At 68.4% G+C, this 16,523-nt stretch carries 9 protein-coding genes; 3 read left to right on the top strand and 6 right to left on the bottom strand.

The window, feature by feature from the left end; all coding sequences use genetic code 11:
- Position 1: 1 nt before the first annotated feature.
- Genes OG534_RS08555 through OG534_RS08575 form a run of 5 tightly spaced genes read right to left on the bottom strand, consistent with a single transcriptional unit; the run spans position 2 to position 10,058 of the window.
- Positions 2 to 379, bottom strand: a complete 378-nt coding sequence (locus OG534_RS08555) for a DUF2399 domain-containing protein (RefSeq protein ID WP_326593525.1) — start codon at positions 377 to 379, stop codon at positions 2 to 4.
- Between the two features lie 9 nt (positions 380 to 388).
- The gene (locus tag OG534_RS08560; RefSeq protein WP_326587489.1) at positions 389 to 3,343 is read right to left on the bottom strand and encodes a pPIWI_RE module domain-containing protein; all 2,955 of its coding nucleotides are present in this window, start codon (positions 3,341 to 3,343) and stop codon (positions 389 to 391) included.
- Positions 3,343 to 7,032 (bottom strand): hypothetical protein, encoded by a 3,690-nt coding sequence (locus tag OG534_RS08565; RefSeq protein ID WP_326587490.1) that lies wholly within the window; start codon positions 7,030 to 7,032, stop codon positions 3,343 to 3,345. The genes OG534_RS08560 and OG534_RS08565 overlap by 1 nt, the downstream gene beginning before the upstream one ends.
- Complete coding sequence (locus tag OG534_RS08570) at positions 7,025 to 8,212, bottom strand: restriction endonuclease-related protein (protein ID WP_326587491.1); 1,188 nt, start codon at positions 8,210 to 8,212, stop codon at positions 7,025 to 7,027. The genes OG534_RS08565 and OG534_RS08570 overlap by 8 nt, the downstream gene beginning before the upstream one ends.
- The gene (locus tag OG534_RS08575) at positions 8,205 to 10,058 is read right to left on the bottom strand and encodes a PD-(D/E)XK nuclease family protein (RefSeq protein ID WP_326587492.1); all 1,854 of its coding nucleotides are present in this window, start codon (positions 10,056 to 10,058) and stop codon (positions 8,205 to 8,207) included. The genes OG534_RS08570 and OG534_RS08575 overlap by 8 nt, the downstream gene beginning before the upstream one ends.
- Positions 10,059 to 10,127: 69 nt before the next feature.
- Between OG534_RS08575 and OG534_RS08580 the strand changes: the two genes are divergently transcribed.
- The gene (locus OG534_RS08580; RefSeq protein WP_326593526.1) at positions 10,128 to 11,609 is read left to right on the top strand and encodes a serine/threonine-protein kinase; all 1,482 of its coding nucleotides are present in this window, start codon (positions 10,128 to 10,130) and stop codon (positions 11,607 to 11,609) included.
- 66 nt (positions 11,610 to 11,675) lie between these two features.
- Here OG534_RS08580 and OG534_RS08585 read toward each other — a convergent pair whose 3' ends face one another.
- Entirely contained in the window at positions 11,676 to 13,712 is a 2,037-nt protein-coding gene (locus tag OG534_RS08585) for an N-6 DNA methylase (RefSeq protein WP_326587493.1), read from the bottom strand.
- A 206-nt stretch (positions 13,713 to 13,918) separates the two neighbouring features.
- On the opposite strand from OG534_RS08585, the gene OG534_RS08590 reads away from it, so the two are divergent.
- A complete protein-coding gene (locus tag OG534_RS08590) occupies positions 13,919 to 14,857 on the top strand; it encodes a serine/threonine-protein kinase (RefSeq protein ID WP_326587494.1) in 939 nt (312 codons plus the stop codon).
- Between the two features lie 96 nt (positions 14,858 to 14,953).
- Positions 14,954 to 16,405 (top strand): serine/threonine-protein kinase, encoded by a 1,452-nt coding sequence (locus tag OG534_RS08595; RefSeq protein ID WP_326587495.1) that lies wholly within the window; start codon positions 14,954 to 14,956, stop codon positions 16,403 to 16,405.
- The last annotated feature ends 118 nt before the right edge of the window (positions 16,406 to 16,523 follow it).

A 16,523-nucleotide genomic window follows, 5' to 3' on the forward strand; every position in this document is an offset into this window, starting at 1 on the left:
GTCACGAGCGAAAGGAATCACCCTCAACGCGCACGGCGCCCCTCATGCGCACCTCCCTCAACGGCAGCTCAGGCACCCTTCGCGCGATCGGCTCCAGGATCACCCGGTGAGGGCGAGTCCGCAGGCGGGTATGCGCTGCGGCAGGGTAGTCGGCCGCTGTGTGGCACCAGGGCAGGCACGGAACGCGACGCAGCAGTGTGGAGGCGAGACGCAAACCGCCCCAGTCGAAGTCGCCGTGATGGTGGAGCGAGGTTCCGCCCTGACGCAGGTTGCACAGAAGGGTCAGGGTGGCTGCCTGCGGATGGCTCTGGAGGAACACCAGCGGGACGGAGCCAGCATCGTGGATGTCGGCCGCACCGACAGGCCGGGCAAGCGCCAGACCTCCTGTTCACTCGTGCTCTCTTTCCTCCGCAGGTTCGCCTTCGGCGAGCATCGGCAGGACATATGCCTGTGCGAGGCTGGCCAGGTGCAGGGGGAGGGGGAGAGACAGCGGTGCCGGGTAGTCCGGTGCCTGACGCAGCTGGTGCATCGCCAGGGCGATCGCCTCTGGGGCATCCGGTTTCCGCCCCACGTGATCCAGGGTTTCGGACTCCGTGTGGCATCCCAGCACAGCGATCTCGACAAGCGTCGGGTTCCAGGCTCCTGTCCCGGCCTGAGAGGTGAGGTGTCCGGCAGCATTGACGCGGGTGGCGAGCCTGTCGAGGGCGGGCGAGATCGCGTGCGTCCCGGGACGCTCCGTGGTGCTGTAAAAGATCCGCTCTTGTTCCGAGCACCGCTCATCGTCCGTGACCGGCAGGGCCCAGAAGCCCGCCGGTTGCCCGTGTGCCTTCCCGGGTTCGGCCAAACCCCACCACTGTGCAGTCTCGCGGCCCACGCGGCCTCGAATCCGTACCAGGCGCAGCTCATCGTCGAGGCGACCGGCACCCGCGTGCCCTGTCGTGAGCAGATCTCGGACGATCTGGCCGTCCTGCAGCCATGGCCAGTGCGATCTGCTGTTCTGGGCGTGTGCGATGAGAACCGTCGGGCGCCCCCGCAGTGAGTGCAGCACGCGCTGAAGGAAACTCGCGGTCTCCCGGCGTTGCCGCGCCAAGTTCGATCGCCGTTCCTGGGAGGTCACACGGGAGTCCTCTGCGCCTCCTTCATCGGGTTGTCCTGGGATGAGCTGATCTGGTTCCAAGTAGGCATCCGGATCGATCTCGGCCTTCTGTACCAGGTGGAGAAGGAAGCTGGGGTAGGGGATCCAGTCGCAGGCATCGTCATCCCAGCCACGTACGACGGCCAGGCCCTCGCTCCCCGACAACGGGGAGACGAGCACAGCGATCGGCAGATGCTTCGACAGCCGCGTCGGGCCGTCCTTGCGCCGCTTCACCATCCACAGCGCGGCATACTCCAGCTCCTCAGGGAGATCACCGCCGAGTGTGTGCTGGGGCAGGACACGTACGCCCAATTGCCGCAACCCATCGAGCCAGCCGTTGTGGACACGGTGATCCAGACTCTCGACATTCTTGATCTGCCAGTCGTCGGACGGCGTGACGACGAACTGGGTGAGGAGCCCGGCATCGGCGCAGCCGAGCCGGACAGCGAACTTCGGGTCTGTCTCAGCCGGTCGGAAGGTGGTGCGGTGCGCGATCTCGACCATGGCCAGCCCAGGACGAGTCGGGTCGAAACCGTCCTGGCGCAGCCATGTACAAAGCTCACGTCGGCGTGCAGCGATGGCGGCGGCGATGCGGGCGCCCTTGCCTTCGATCGACTCGTCGAGAACGAGACGATCGCCCAACCCGTTGATCAGTGGCAGGCAGCGCACGCGCAGGGTCAGCTCGGGCGTCCGCCACTCCAGGACGGCTGGTGCACCCGGACGCGCCTCGTCGAAAGTCCGGTCTGAAAGACCTCTGGCTCCGGCGCCACCGTCGCCGTCCAGGCCGAAGGCCTGAGCGAAGGCCACAACCGCCTGGCGCCGAAGCTCTGCGGTCTGCCACAACAGTCTGGCCTCCACGACGGAGCCGCCCTGTCCCGCATCCGGCCCCGTGACACGGGACAGGGCGGCGAGTGTGGTTCGCCTCTGCACCGCTGCGCGCAATTCCTCTGCCTTCTTGTCGGCGTCGCCTCTCGGCTTCGGCCGCCGGTTCGCCGGGGCTCCGATGCCCCGGCCTCGGCCGCGCACCAGGTCGGGAACCCGTGTCAGTCCGTCGGGCAATGCCTGCTCCGCCCATTCGGTGAGCTGAGAGCGCTGATGCGGCATGAGGCCGGGACCCACCTCGTGGACGCCCATCCGCGTGCTGTGAACCACCGCGGCCTGGACAGCACGCCCTTCCCCGATCCAGGTGGCGGGTTCCGAGAGCAGCTGATCCGGGTCGGGGAAGACCCCCGCGATACTGAGCCGGCGGAGGATCCCCGCCGGATCGTTCTCGGCCCAGGCGAACCGGTCGGACTCACGTTCACGCCTCAGGCGGGCGAGGGCGTAGCGCTCCGTGATGGGTGCCCCGGGCAGCCAGGGAATCCTCGGCTGGAGATACACCGTGGTGGCCTCGCGATACGGGAGGTGCAGGCGCCTGCTTTCCGCTTTCGGATGGGTGGCCCAGCGGCGCACGCCCCAGTGCAGGTGCAGTCGCGGCCGCGGATCCAGCGGTGTCGTCTGCAAGGAGACGTTCAGAACGATCGAGAACCACCAGTCCTTGCGCTTGATGGTGCGGCACACGGGCTGGGACATCAGTTCCGCACCCTGGTCGCGGGGCCCCCGGGGGAGCGCACGGAAACGCAGCTCGCCTCCCTCGAAAGGGAAGGGGTCCAACGTGAGGATCCTGCGCGCCAGCGTGTCGGTGGCCAGGTGGAACTGCCGCGGCTCCGGCGCTGCGGTACCGCCCGCCGTGACGGGCGTGTCCAGCAGGCCCACACCGGAGATCGTTTCCCACGCCGGAAGGTGCTGCTTCAGCTTGGCGCTGCAACGAAGCAGCTGAGACCGGAAGCCGGGATCGTCCTCGGCCGCTCCTTTGGGGCCAAGCGTACGCAGCCAGGCGTCCAGCAGTTTCTCCAGCGAGCTCCCCGGAAGCGGGTCAGGCACCTCAGCCGGCGCATACATCCAGAAGTCTTCTACGGGCAGGGGCTCTCCACCCACGGAGGGCCGCGGTCGAGGACGGATGAGAACGTCGGGTGCGAGGGTCTGCAACACACCGTCCAGCCGCCGGGTCGGGAGGACCTTGTGCCGTGCCTCCTCCGGCCGTCCGTGATTGTGCAGCTCCAGCAGGCCCTGCTGCCAGTGCTCCGGAAACCGGAATGCACGGAAGTCCGCGGTCCATGCTGCCCCGGGCGCCAGGTGATAGGCAGCCCTGCGGATCTTCTTGTACATCAGTTGCCTCCGTTGCAAAGGGCCTCGTACAAGGGCCTGTAGAGCAACTTGACGAGAGCGGGGTCAGCCGGGTCAGGGAAGGCCGTGGGATCGGTCTCAGGTGCGAAGTAGGGGGCCAGCACGTCTCTCAGCCGCAACAGGAGACCCGGGTCGCTCAGCCAGCGCGGAAGCCGCCCCGGCGAAACGGACCGGGTCCGCTCGGCGGCGAGCCGTGGCGCGAAGGCCGCGTCGACGAACACGACCCGCGCCGGCACCCCACCCCGCACCAGTCGCCCGATCACCTGCCAGATGGTCACGAGCTGGTCCCAAGCGAAGGACACCTTCTCCGCATCGGACAGCGCGGAGTAGACATAACGGCGCGACAACAGGTGCCGCCAGACTCCGCGCGCGGCAGTTCTGAAGTCACTTCCGGCCGTGTCAAGGTCTGCCGCCTTGCTCACCAGCTCAGTGAACGTGCCCTGAGTGAGGCCGGAGTGGTCGCGCACGAACCGGGTGGCCCAGTCGTTGACCGCGAACACCGCAAGGAAGAGGTCATCGGGGCGTGGGTGGGGACGCACCAGGAAGAACACGGTGCCGAACGCGGCTACACGCTCCTCACCGGGGCGTTGTGGGACTGTGAGGATGTTGTGCCCACGCTCGATGGCGAGCATCGGCGCCACCAGCACTTCGGCATCCAGATCATCGGCAAACGAGGCCAGGTCACCTCGACGCACCGCACCGGCGTGAGGGGTCGCGCCGCCGTTGACGAGGTCGTCAGTGCTCTGCAGTTCCGCGTCATCCGCGGCGAGAACACGGACCCTTCCCCTCCAACGGGGGATCTCTTGAAGGAGTTCCGCCGTTGCGGAAGCCTCCCGGTAGCTGCCCACGAGGAGGAGGGCCCGTCGACGGCGCTCGTCCTTGATCTGGGCGAGTTCACGCTGGAGCGGGCCGGCGCCGCCGTCCTGGCCGGGTCGAGCGAGCTTGTGCACCAGCATGCGGAGGACGTCTGCCCGCTTCTCGGGGGGCTGCCCTGACAAGCGAATCGGCCGACCTGCGTCGTCGTACTGGAACTCGGTACGGAACACAGTCTTCCGGATCGCGTCCAGCGCTTGCGGCTGCGGCTTGAGTACGACGTTGACGGGTGCCAGCACATGAGCGCGCGTCGAGGTCCCTGCCCAACTGGTGCCGGACATGAGAAGGACGTGCGGGCCGGGCAACCGCCGCTCCGGCACCGCACCCAATCGGGGAAGGGTCAGCAGCAGCTCACGCCCTACGCCGGCGCAGCGGAAGAAGCGCAGAGTGCCGGTGCGGCGTCCTTCGCGGTCACCAACGGCAGGGCGCTCCTCCAGCAAGTACTGGAATCCGATCACATTGCCCATGGGCGCCTCGGGCAGCAGAGGCGCGTAGTCCAGTGGCGGCCTCCGAGTCAGTTCATGACCGCCCGGATCGAGCCGCAGGGCCGCTTCGACTTGAGGCCAAAGAAATGTGACCCGGTCCAGGCGCTGATGCAGGGCGGCGAGGATGAGGGTGAACTCCAGTCGTTGAGCGTTGGTCTCCAGCCATTCCTCGGTGAACGGGGTGTCCTCCGCGGGGACATCGCGATCGGCCGGGCGCTTCAGCATCGAGCGCTGCTCTCGGTCCGGCGCACCTTCGAGCAGACTCTCCAGAAGAGCACGGACCCGGCGCCGCGTGTGCTTCTCATTCAGAGTGTGCAGAAGATCCTGGGCCAGGTCGGCGAGGGAGTCGGCGGCTGTCGCGTAAGGCCCTCGATCGCCGAGAGGGTCGTCCCGGAACGTGTCGAAGAACCTGGTCACCTCCTCACGACGCGCGGCCCAAGGTTCAGTGGCTACCGGAGGGGCGTCACCGGGCCCCGGTCCAAGCCCCTCATCGTCTGCGTAGAGCTCGACTTCGTCCTCGATGTCCTGATCGAAGTCGAGTTTCCGCACGGTCCGGGCCGGGTGTGGCGGGTACCAGGCGTGGAGCAACTTCTCCTGGAGGGTCCAGGCACTGAAGTAGTCGATCTGCACCCAGTCCCGCAGCCTCTTGTCGCTGATGAGCATCGCGTAGAGTCTGTCGGCTGCCGAGCCGACGACGTCCAGGGCGGCGGACCAACGCTCGACATCCCGTTCGGACAACTGCAGTCGGCCCTGCCGGGCCAGTTCGGCGATCTCGTGGGTCTGGAGTTGATCGAGCCAGGATTCCGGTCCTGTGCTGACCAAGGTCGCCGAAGGTGCGAACATCTGGTCGAGTTGCATCTGGACCCGGTCGGCTTCGTCCACGATCACGATGTCACTGCGCAGGCACGCCAGCTCCAGGTAGCGCAGGCGTTCTGCGTTGAGCTGTCGGGGCACTGCCGTCTGGAGAAGACTCGAGGGATTCGCCACCCAGATCAGCGCATCCACGAGGTCCCGAGCCGGTGCATGGCGCGGGCATGCACTCCAGATCGGACAGGCGTGCGGATTGCGCAATTCCTCGGTCTCCGAGGTCACATCCGGGCTCGTGGGCTGTGCGCCACGGGCATGCACCAGTTCCCGAGTGGCCCGCACAATCGCGGACTCGTCCGGCGCTACCTCCTGCGTGCGCACAGGGTGCAGTCGGTCGCACGGCGCATCGGCATGGCGCAGTGGCTCCGACACGTCCAGCCCCCGCAACGCGTCCAGTGGACAGGCTGAGCTCAGATGGGCGAAGGCGCGGCTGGTGTGGGTGAGGAGGGAGTGCTGACCTCGGGCCGCGAGCCGCCTGTGCAGCCGTTGGGCGTGCTGCTGACGGGTGGTGCCCCCCTGCACGAGCCCCGCACGAAGACCCAGGCCCCGGAACAGCTCAGTCAGCACGAGCTGCTCGGCGACGTCCCCGACGACGAGCGTGGTGCGCATCCCCTTCTGATGGGCCCACACCGCCACGAGGATCATCAACGTCGATTTGCCGGCGCCGACCATGCCCACGAGATGCGTGAGCTGATCAAGCCTGAGCGCCTCGGTCTTCTCGAAGTCTGTTCCGTCCGCGGTGCGCGTGTCGAGTTCGATTCGTGTCAGCCGCTCGGCCCAGCCACCGGGCTTGATGCCGCGTGCACCCTCGGTTTCGTCCATCCACCGTGCGGTGTAGGCGAGTTCAGCAAGCGGTACGTCAACCGGCCCGGAGAGACCAGGGCGTCCGGCGCGCACATCGTGACCCGCAGCAGGATCGAACACCAAGTCGGCCGGCACCGTGACCGAAGCTTGCCTGCGCCGCTCCACAAAGCGGTGTACACCCTCGCCGGCCTGCGGAAGCGGCTTCGCGGAGAAGTCGGGGATCCTGCTCAATGCCGCGTCGTATGCGACGAAGCGGTCTGCCGCCACGAAGGGGCTGACGCGCCGGGCAGGCCCGCCGCCCATCGGTACGCGGTAGGCCCGCAGCCGCTCAGGCAGCTCCAAGTAGGCCTCCAGGCTCTGCTGCCACATACGTCGGCGGCGCATGGGCCACAGCAGATGCCGCGCCGCGGTTAGGGCAAGATCGGCATCGGGCCCCGCAGCCAGACCGGCAGCCTGGGCGAAGGGATAGCCTCCGAGGAGCGTCCAGACGCCGTCAGCGGCGCAGCCGTCAGCGAGGGTCTCCAGGAGTCGCAGCCCGAGTTCCACCTGACACAGCAGTGCGGGCTTCGTGCCGGCGTGCTCCTCGGGCCAGGGCCTGAGGTCACGCACGAGCTGCTGGTACCAACTGCTGCGGTCACGCACTGTCTGCTCCATCGTCCGTTGAGTCCGCCGGTGTGATGCATGCCTTGGCGCTGCGGTCGCCGCGCACGCGCCGCTGCGCCGCCGTGAGGAGCTGGCTGTCGGTGAGTAGAGCCAGGGCACGGGCGTGCGCGCCACGTTCCCGGGCGAAGACGTCGAGATAGTCCCGGCGCATCTCCACGCGAAAGCTCGGCACCACCCAGCAGGCCTCGTCGTACGACGGTTCAGGCCGAACCGGCGTCGCCGCACGACCGAGCAGACCCGGATGTGCCCAGTCCTTCACATCCACCGCCCATACGTGCCCGTCGGCGAAGGTGATCCTGAGGTCGTATGCATCGAAGCCGGGCCACATCTCCACGGCGAGTCCAAGGCTTCTCAACTCGATTTCCAGGGCGGTCTCCGCTTGTCCGGGCCCCGTCACAAACTGCCGCAACGGCCTGCGAAGCTGACGCAGTCCCCCCACGTCGGCGGCATGAAGCAGGCGTCCGTGCGGCGCTGCACCCCGGTGTCGGCACTGGTCGCGCTCGCACCACCAACCGCCCCCGGCCAGAGGCGTGAGCAGGGTCAGGCACCGACCGCAGCTGAGGTAGGAGCCGTGCCTCCGGTAGCTGACGGGCACCGGCGCGTATACCTCCTCGATCAGGAATCCGACCGGGTCGAGGTACAGATCGGTGCTGATGTCGAACCAGTCCGCCTCGGTCAGCACCGGGCGGGTGACGAGCAGTCGGCGGAACGAGGTGTACGACTCCGGGGACGACGCGTCGCGGCACGCCCTCATGGCCTCGCGGATCACCATTCGGTCGTACTGCCGGCCGGTGCTGTCCCCGTGCTCCTTCACTGCCAGTTCCTGGCACAGCTGGGTCGGTTCGCCCGACTCGGCGTTGATCAGGCGGTCATCGGTCCCGAACAGTCCGTCCGGCAGCCGATCGAGTGGCCAGCTGCCGAGTGGGCGGGTCCGGCACCAGCGGATGAGCTCGGGCACTCCCGACGGTGGTCGCGCGCCGTCACGCAGGCATCGCAGCACGAGCGCGTCCAGGGCGCGTTGGGCCTCTGCCGGGTACGGCAGAGTGAAGGAGTCGAGCCGGGTTGCTCCGTCGAGCCGAACGACAGCCGTGGCGACGTCCCTCAGCAGGACGACATCGCGATTGGCGAGCCAGTCCGGGCCCGCTGCCAGGTCAGACATGAATGCTCCGAGTGTCGCCGGCCTGACGGGGAGGCTCGGGATGCCGCGGGTGGTCCGTGGTGTACGCGCGGCCTGGCCCGCACCAGGCACGTGCTTGGCAGCCGTGGCAATGGCGCCCGGTCCTCGGCTCGTACGTCGTGTCGTCCAGGAGTGGCTGCGCGAGTCCGGCGATGACCGCGCGGGCTTCTGCGACGACCTCCGGACGGCCCGGGTCGATGCGTTCCAGACGGCTGTCTCCCCGGCCTTCCCGCAGATGTTCCAGCTCGACCCAGGAGCGGTTCGGGTCCGTGCCCAGGGCCCCAGCGGAGAACAGCAGTACGGCCAGCGCCAGCTGGGGGTAGGAGTGCAGGAGAGAACGGCCTTCCCACAAGGGGCTGGACGAGGTCTTGGTCTCTCGCCAGATCCACCTGCCCCTGTAGGTGGACAAGAGGTCGGGCACGGCCAGGACAACGACGTCGAGCTCGGGAATGTAGGCCGTCACCCGGTGCTGCACGAGTACCTGTTCCTCGGCCCCCACGCCGTTCAGTGGGCACAGCGCCCTGTGGGCGTCGAGCATGCGCGCGCCTTCCCTCGCCTGCTGAGCCTCCAGCCCGAACTCCGCGGCCATCGCCGACTCCTCCGGGGCGGGCAGGTCCCGGCAGCCTCGCTGCGGACGTGCCGCGTGGCGGTCGTTCAGCCAGGCATCCACGGCCCGACCCCGGCCTGCTCCGTCGTTCTCCGCGGTCAGGTCGTTCAGATGCAGTTGCCGCACGAGGTGGTATTGGGTGGGGCACTCGCCGTACAGACGCAGGTCCCACGCGGACAGTGAGCGGCGCCGACGTGCCGGTACCGCGGGCACCCCACCCCACAGCTGTGGCGTTCTGGGCAGGGCCGTACACCGGCTGATGACCTTACAGTCGACGCAGCTCTCGCCGGGCTGGGTGCCGGCACCGGTTGCGGCCTGATGGAAGGCGGGGGCCGCGTCAGCGGCGAACCGTTCGGCCACCTCGGTCCGGCCCCAGTCGAGCAGAAGGGTGACGCTGCCGTCCGCACAGCCGAAGTCGAATACGCGTACGCGGTCCGCCCCTCGCCCGCCAGAAGTGGCGCATTCCGGTGGTTCGGCTCCACGGCGGCGGCGTGGGGAGGGCACTCCGTTGGCCACGGCATGGGCGATGGCCGCCTTCTCCGCCGCCGCGCGGTCCCGCTTGGCCTGCCCCAGAGAGGGAATCCACAGGTCCCTGACAGAACCGTCGGAGGAGGAGTACTGCCTGCCCCAGGTGGTCTGCTCGTATTGCCGCGCCCCCCTCGCGTCGGCGTCGGTCTGCCTCTTGGTGCGTACCGTCCAGCCAAGCCGAACGGGCTCGGTCTTCGGGAGACCGGCTGCCGACGCCGTCTGCTGCTCCTGGGCACGGGCCGCCGCGTATCGCTCAAGGGCGTGAATGGTCCACGCCAGCAAAGCGGGATGCACCGGCGCACCCCGGCCCCGGAAGACACCTCGGGTCTCTCGGAGTTCGTCGATGACGCGGTGGAGCGGCCACCCGTCGTGCTCCCACAGGTCCATTGCGGCGAACAGGGGCCCGAAGCCGAACTCCTCGCGCGGGGCGGGACGGAACGGTACGGGCGGATCAGCGGCGAGCAGGGGCCTCACCGTCGTATGCAGATGGGACGGGCACGCGGCAGGGTCCGGACGGGCGGTCCTGGAGCTCACCTTGATCAGCCAGCCGTGTCCGGTGGTCCCGGGCAAATTCTGCATGGTTCCCCCTGGTGAGGGCAGCGCGGACGGGAGCACGCAAGGTTTCAACAACATCACCGAGCGCGCTTTCACAATGACATAGTTCTGTGAACTTAGTCCATAGATAAATCGCAATCTCACTCTTTCACGCTACGCTGGCGGGCATCGAGTGGTACAGGAGCATGGAGGGGCGCAGCGGTGGACATGGGCTCACAGTCGATCCGGGCCGGAGAAGTAGCTGGCGGTCGCTACAAGCTGTCCGAGTCGCTGGGCAAGGGCGGCATGGCACAGGTATGGCGCGCCAAGGATCTGAAAACCGGGCAGGACGTGGCGGTCAAGTTCCTCCGCCCGGATTCGGAGGACCTGCGGCAGCTCGACACCCTGCACCGGCGGGACGAACTCGACACGCTCCGCGCCCGGTTCCGCCGTGAGGCCACACTCCTCGAGCAACTGGATCACCCAGGAATTCCCGAGTTGTACGGGCACGGATCGCACCAGGAACTGCCGTACATGGCGATGCGCCTCGTACCGGGCGTAACCTTGCACAAGTTCCTCCGCGAGCACGGACCGCTCACGTTCAGTGTGGCTGTCGCCGTGGCGGCACAGATGGCGGAGGCTCTCGCCTGCGCGCACACGCTGCCCGTCGTGCACCGGGATCTGAAGCCGCAGAACGTCATGATCTCCGACGATGGCGTAGTGGTCCTCATCGACTTCGGCATCGCCAAACCCCTGGGGATCGGGGCGACGCAGTACACACGACACGGCTCGACACTCGGGAGCCGCGGCTACCAGGCTCCGGAGCAGATCCTGGAGAGGGACACCACCGCGCGTACGGACATCTACAGCTTCGGCTGCGTATGCTTCGAACTCTTCGCCGACCGGGCGCCCTTCGTCGTCGATGGCACAATGGGACTGATCGAGCAGCACCTGCACGAGGACCCGCTGGCGCCCGGCCTGTTCGCGGCGGGAATCCCGGACGCCGTGGATGATCTGGTGCTGCGCATGCTCGCCAAGGATCCCGGGCTACGCCCCTCGATCTCCGAAGTCCAGGCCGTGCTTGGCCCGTTGACACCGTGCGTCGACTCTCCCGAACCTCGCCCTCGCCTCCCTTGGGACCCGACGGCTCCTTTTCGGCTGCCGCGCGAGCGATCAGTCGGACGGCGGCTGCCGGTGCCTGCCCCGCCGGTGTCCGAGAATGAGGACGAATGGCTGGACGCAAGCGCCGTCGAGCGGGTTTGCGACGAGGCCCGGCGCGAGATCCGGAGCGGCAAGCCGAGGGACGCGGTACGCCGGCTCGGAGAGCTCGCGTACCAGGCACGCGAGGAATGGGGCTCGCGGCGGCCCCTGGTGCGTCAGATCTGGGAACTGGCAGCCGAAGGAAGCTACCTGGCCGGCGACTGCGGTGCAGCTGTTCACTTCTACCAGGGCGCCGCAGACGACCTGGTACACGGCGAGGGCCCGCAGGAGCGGGCCGACCGGGCTGTGCTGCGGCTGCGCCTCGCAAGGTGCCGACTCGAGTTCGGTGAGATCGAGTCGGCGATCCGTGCGGTCGACGAGGCCGGGCACGTCGCAGCTGGGCTGCCCGCGCCCCTGGCAGCGTGGGTGGAAGACGTGCGCCGCCAGGTCGATGCGAACATCGCCGGGCGACTCACAGATCCCAAGCTCGGACACCGGCCAGAGGCCTGAGGCGCGCGTTCGTCGGCTGCCGCCCGAAAGGGCCGTGATCGGCGTTTCACCGACCGCCGGGATCCGTCAGGCGATTCCGGCCAGACGCCCGGCGGCCAGGTCATCGCCGAGGTCGCGCACGAGTCCGCTACCGAGCGCGCTCAGACGCCGGACAGCCTTGTCGAACACGGCCACTTGACGAAACGCCTCCCCGTAGGTCTGCTGCTCGGCCAGGCTGACCTGCCGCACCTGAAGTTTGCGTACATCGACGCGTGACGAACTCGACGCGTGCGTACCGGCCTGACGGGCATTGGCCGGTGCACGCAGTGATCCCGCGAGGAACCAGGCGTCGAGCTGTTCCGGATGCACCCTCAAGGCGTAGAGCTGAGGTCCGAGCACCGTCGGGCGGCCTTGGTGCACCCACGCGGAGAAAGCCCGAGCCACTCCGGCCACCACGACGTCGCCGGCTTGGACGACAAGCGTGCCTTCCGTCTCGGCATCCGCGGCGGAGATCCAGCTGTGCGGCTCACCGTCGATGAGCAGATCAGGGACGGTGAGCAGCGGGACTCCGTCAGCGGCGGGCTGCCCCTCACAGACCGTTCCCCCGGCCGGTTGCTGGCCGCCGCGCAGGGTGAGCGCACCGGCGCGGGCGAGCTCGCCCACGGTCGCCGTCGAGGGCGTGCCGGCTCCCTGACCGGAGAGTTCCAGCGCGGCCAGGCGCCCGCCGGCTTCGTCGAGAGCAGCCGCCACCCTGCCGAACTCCTCCCATGATTCCGCGCGTCGGGAGCCGGCGCCGGAAGGAGCTGGAGCGATGTGGCGCCCTGGGGTCAGGTCGACCTCATCGTCGAGGAGGTCGATCACCGGTACGGATCTGACGAATTCAGGCCATGTTGATGCCTCGGCTTCCCGACCCGCGGCCGCGTCGATCGCCGACTGGACGAAAGAGCTGAGCGCACTCCAGTCCGGTACCGAATCCCGGGCCTGTGTCCGGGGGAAGCGGGATGCTGCATCGGCGAGCAGCACCTCGCCCGACGTCGCTTCCTGGACGCTCCCGGGCATCCGCAGCACCCAGAGCTGGAGGGAGACGCTGTGCGGCGCCGCGCAGCCCGGCGGCAATGCCACAACGGCCCTCAGTTGCCCGGTACGCAGCAGTGATCCCCTGATCCTGCGTCCCGCCTTGCGGGACGCCACAGCAGGTGGCAGCAGCAGGACCGCCGTACCGCCGGGAGACAGCCGGGCGAGGCAGTGTTGAACCCAGGCGAGCTCGGGCTCGGTGCGCGGCGGCACTCCGTGTGCCCACCGCGCGTCGGTGGCGAGCTCCTCGTATCCCCAGTCCCGTTCATTGAAGGGCGGGTTGCACAGCACCACATCTGCCCGGGCATCACCGAAGGGGTCGACTCGCAGGGAGTCGGCAGCCCGGACCTCTGACGCCGGACCTCCCCGTGGCGGCCCCGGCACCAGCATGAGCCGGGCTTCGGCAAGCGCGGCGAGTACCGGATCCCGATCACATCCGATCAACCTGGCCGGTGCGTACGCCGCGGCCGCGGCCAGGAGATGTCCCGTTCCGCAGGCAGGATCCAGAACAGTCCCGACGCCGTGGCGCCCGCCGCCGTCCGCAAGCGCTCCCGCTTCGTGCGCGAGGTCCGCCATGAGCGTGGCCAGCGGCTCCGGGGTGGTGCTGATCTGGCGCACATTGACATCGAGCCATCGCCGCAGCAGGAATTCGAACGTCTCCAGCGCACCCTCGCGCCGCCCGAGTTCCGCCGCCCTGTCGACCAGCTGCCGAGCCTCGTCCGAAAGATCGGGTTCATCCGCGGCAGGTTCCTGCGCACCGCTCATGACCCGTCCGGCGGCCGCTACGGCCAGACCTGCCGCATCACGACTGCCGAGCGCCTCGAATTGCGGCCAGAGCCACTCGCGCTCCGTGTCCTTCTTGAGCTTCTTGTTCTCGCGCAGCCACACCTCGATCTCGGTCAGCGAGAACTGAGGGCTCACATCCGTGCCGCCGATCCGCTCGGGAAAGGACTCGTGCCGACGACGCCAATTGCTCACGGCGGCGCGACCCACACCGGCGAGCCGCGCGATTTCGGCCAGTGAGACCGGCACGGCGGGCGACGAGGTCATCTGCACTCCCAGGCAATACCGATGAAAGCGAAACGTTTCGACTTACCGGGGCACACGAAACAAGACACCCCAGCCCCTCCCTGCACTCAGCGTACTACGAGCGTTGACTTTGTTCACAGCCCACCAGAGGGCGAAATCAGGCACTCTTTGGCCATACGATCACTCCCGCACTCATCGCCGACGCCGATGTCCAGAAGGAGCACGTCATGCGCGCCGTCCATGCAGGAGACGTACTCAAAGACCGTTACAGACTGGAGCGCCCGCTGGGCAAAGGAAGCATGGGCCAGGTCTGGCAAGGCCGCGATCTGCACCTGGACCGACCCGTCGCCGTCAAGACCGTGGCCGCCGGCGCGCGGACCGAGCCGAGCGACCTGGAGCACTTCAAGCGGCGCTTCGAGCGGGAGGCCAAGGCCGCCGCCGCGCTCGACAGCGCGAATGTGGCAACCGTCTACGACGCCGACATCACCGGCGACGTCCACTGGCTCGTCATGCAACTCGTCGACGGAGCCACGCTCGGCACCGTGCTGGACGAGAGGGAGCGGCTCGAAGTGGACTCGGCCGCCGCCGCCGCGGCTCAGATCTGTGCGGGGCTGGCGGCTGCGCATGCCGCCGGACTCGTCCACCGGGACCTCAAGCCGGAGAACGTCATGATCCGCCGGGACGGCGTCGTGAAGATCCTGGACTTCGGCCTGGTCAAGCTGGTGGCGGATGACGGTCCCAGGCTGACTGCTACGGGACAGCAGCCCGGCAACCTCCTCTACGCCTCCCCCGAACTGCTCAAGGGAGACCCGGCCCTGGACCCGCGCAGCGACCTGTACAGCGTCGGATGCCTGCTGCACCACATGCTGGCCGGCGTCCCGCCCTTCTCCGCCCCGCAGCCCATGGCCCTGCTGAGCCAGCATCTGTTCGACCCCCCGGCGACACTCGCGGACCACGGTGTGGACGTTCCCGAAGGACTACAGGCGCTCCTGCTCGCCCTCCTGGCCAAGAACCGGGAGGACCGTCCGGCTTCGGCGGCGGATGTCTATGCCGCGCTCGGCCCCTGGCTGCCAGGGGCGTCTGCGGGCCCCTTCCTCCTGCACGGCTTCGGCCCCGAGGATCCACGGCGCCCCTTCGCCCTGCCTCAGGGCCCCTATCCGGGGTGATCATTTCGCCATTTCGGCTGCTCGCCGGGGTGGCGGTGAGAGGATGCGTGAGACGTGCCGCGTGGGGGCGGACGGGATCAGGGGGCCGGAGAAGGCGTGGAACGAGTCATCCAAGAGCGCTATGAGCTCCTCGACTTGCTCGGCCGGGGTGGGATGGGCGAGGTCTGGTCGGCAAAGGACCGGCAACTCGACCGGTTGGTTGCGGTGAAACTGCTGCGCTCGCGCAACGCCGGCGATGACCTCACTCGCCTCGAACAGCGCTTCGAGCGGGAGGCCCAGCTCACCGCCCGGATTGGGCACCCGGGGGTGCCTACGGTCCATGAGACCGGCAGACACAAGGGCGACCTCCTGTTCATCGCCATGGAGCTCGTGGACGGACGGACCTTGTCCGCCCAGCTCAAGGAGCACGGCCCCTTCTCCCTGGCCCTGGCCGCGACCGTGGCGGCGCAGACAGCAGACGTGCTGGCACACGCCCACCGCATAGGTGTCATCCATCGGGACCTGAAACCGTCGAATCTGATGCTCACCGGCAGTGGCACGGTGAAGGTACTGGACTTCGGCATCGCCGCAGCCCGAGAGCCTGAGCCGGGCCAGCCCCGGCTGACCGGGACGAACGAGATGCCGGGCACACCAGGTTTCATCTCACCGGAGCAGGGCGAGGGGCGGCCCGCAACCTCCCGAAGTGACCTGTACGCCCTCGGCTGCGTGCTGTACGAGATCACGACAGGGCAGCCGCCCCTGACGGTCCCACCTGGCGCCTCGCCGTACGTCCTGATCCTCAGCCACATCAAGGACAAGCCCCGCCCGGCTACCGAGCTACGGCCGGAGCTGCCCGACGCCTTCGCGGATCTCGTCATGCGCCTGCTCGCCAAGGACCCCGCCGAACGCCCGTCGGCGCGAGAAGTGCAGGAAGTGGCCCGCCAGTGGCTGTCGCAGCCACCACCCCCCGCGCCGAGCCCTCCCCCACCCCAGGTCACGATCAAGAATCCGGGCCCTCCCGCCCCCACTCCTCTCGCCCAGCAGGCACGAGGGCTGATGGACCAGGGCGAGCATGCGGCGGCCGCGGACCTCCTCCGTCAGCACTCCGGGCGCCACGCTCTCGACGCCCCCGACATCGCTCCTCTCAGCCTCGCTCTCAACGAGATGCTGCTTACCGGCGAGGACTTCACCCGCGCCTACGACGGCTATTTCGCCCTCGGGAGCGCGCTGCGCAAATCCCGCCCATCGACCGACCGTGACGTCCTCGCATGCCGGGCGGGGGCCGCCCGCTGCTTGTCCGAGCTCGGCCGCACCCCTGAGGCGCTGCACGAGTTCGAAGCGCTGCTGCCGGTACAGCAGCATGTGTTCGGGCCCATGGACCGGACGGTCTTCGACACCCGGTACGAGATCGCCGCGCTGATGGCCCGCGGCGGACAGGTCCAGTCGGCGCGAGATCAGCTGACCGGCCTGCTTGCCGACCAGCAGCGCGTCCTACCGGCGGGCGACGAACGGCACACCCGGGCCGAGGGGCTCCTTGTACGTCTCGACCAGTTCCTCAGGTCCGCGTGACACCCAGAGAGCTGATCACGTGAACTATGTTCACAGCACTATCGCTCTGTTAGTCTGCTCTTACGGAAGGCCCGCATTCGGGGTTCCGAATTGCGTAGGCTCATGCCGTATGCAATGG

Source organism: Streptomyces sp. NBC_01294 (genome assembly GCF_035917235.1).
Classification (GTDB): Bacteria; Actinomycetota; Actinomycetes; order Streptomycetales; family Streptomycetaceae; genus Streptomyces; species Streptomyces caledonius.

What these genes read in the sequence shown, in the direction of transcription:
- OG534_RS08585 (WP_326587493.1), bottom strand. Translation starts at nt 13,712, where the DNA reads ATGACCTCGTCGCCCGCCGTGCCGGTCTCACTGGCCGAAATCGCGCGG.
- OG534_RS08570 (WP_326587491.1), bottom strand. Translation starts at nt 8,212, where the DNA reads ATGTCTGACCTGGCAGCGGGCCCGGACTGGCTCGCCAATCGCGATGTC.
- OG534_RS08560 (WP_326587489.1), bottom strand. Translation starts at nt 3,343, where the DNA reads ATGTACAAGAAGATCCGCAGGGCTGCCTATCACCTGGCGCCCGGGGCA.
- OG534_RS08580 (WP_326593526.1), top strand. Translation starts at nt 10,128, where the DNA reads ATGGGCTCACAGTCGATCCGGGCCGGAGAAGTAGCTGGCGGTCGCTAC.
- OG534_RS08590 (WP_326587494.1), top strand. Translation starts at nt 13,919, where the DNA reads ATGCGCGCCGTCCATGCAGGAGACGTACTCAAAGACCGTTACAGACTG.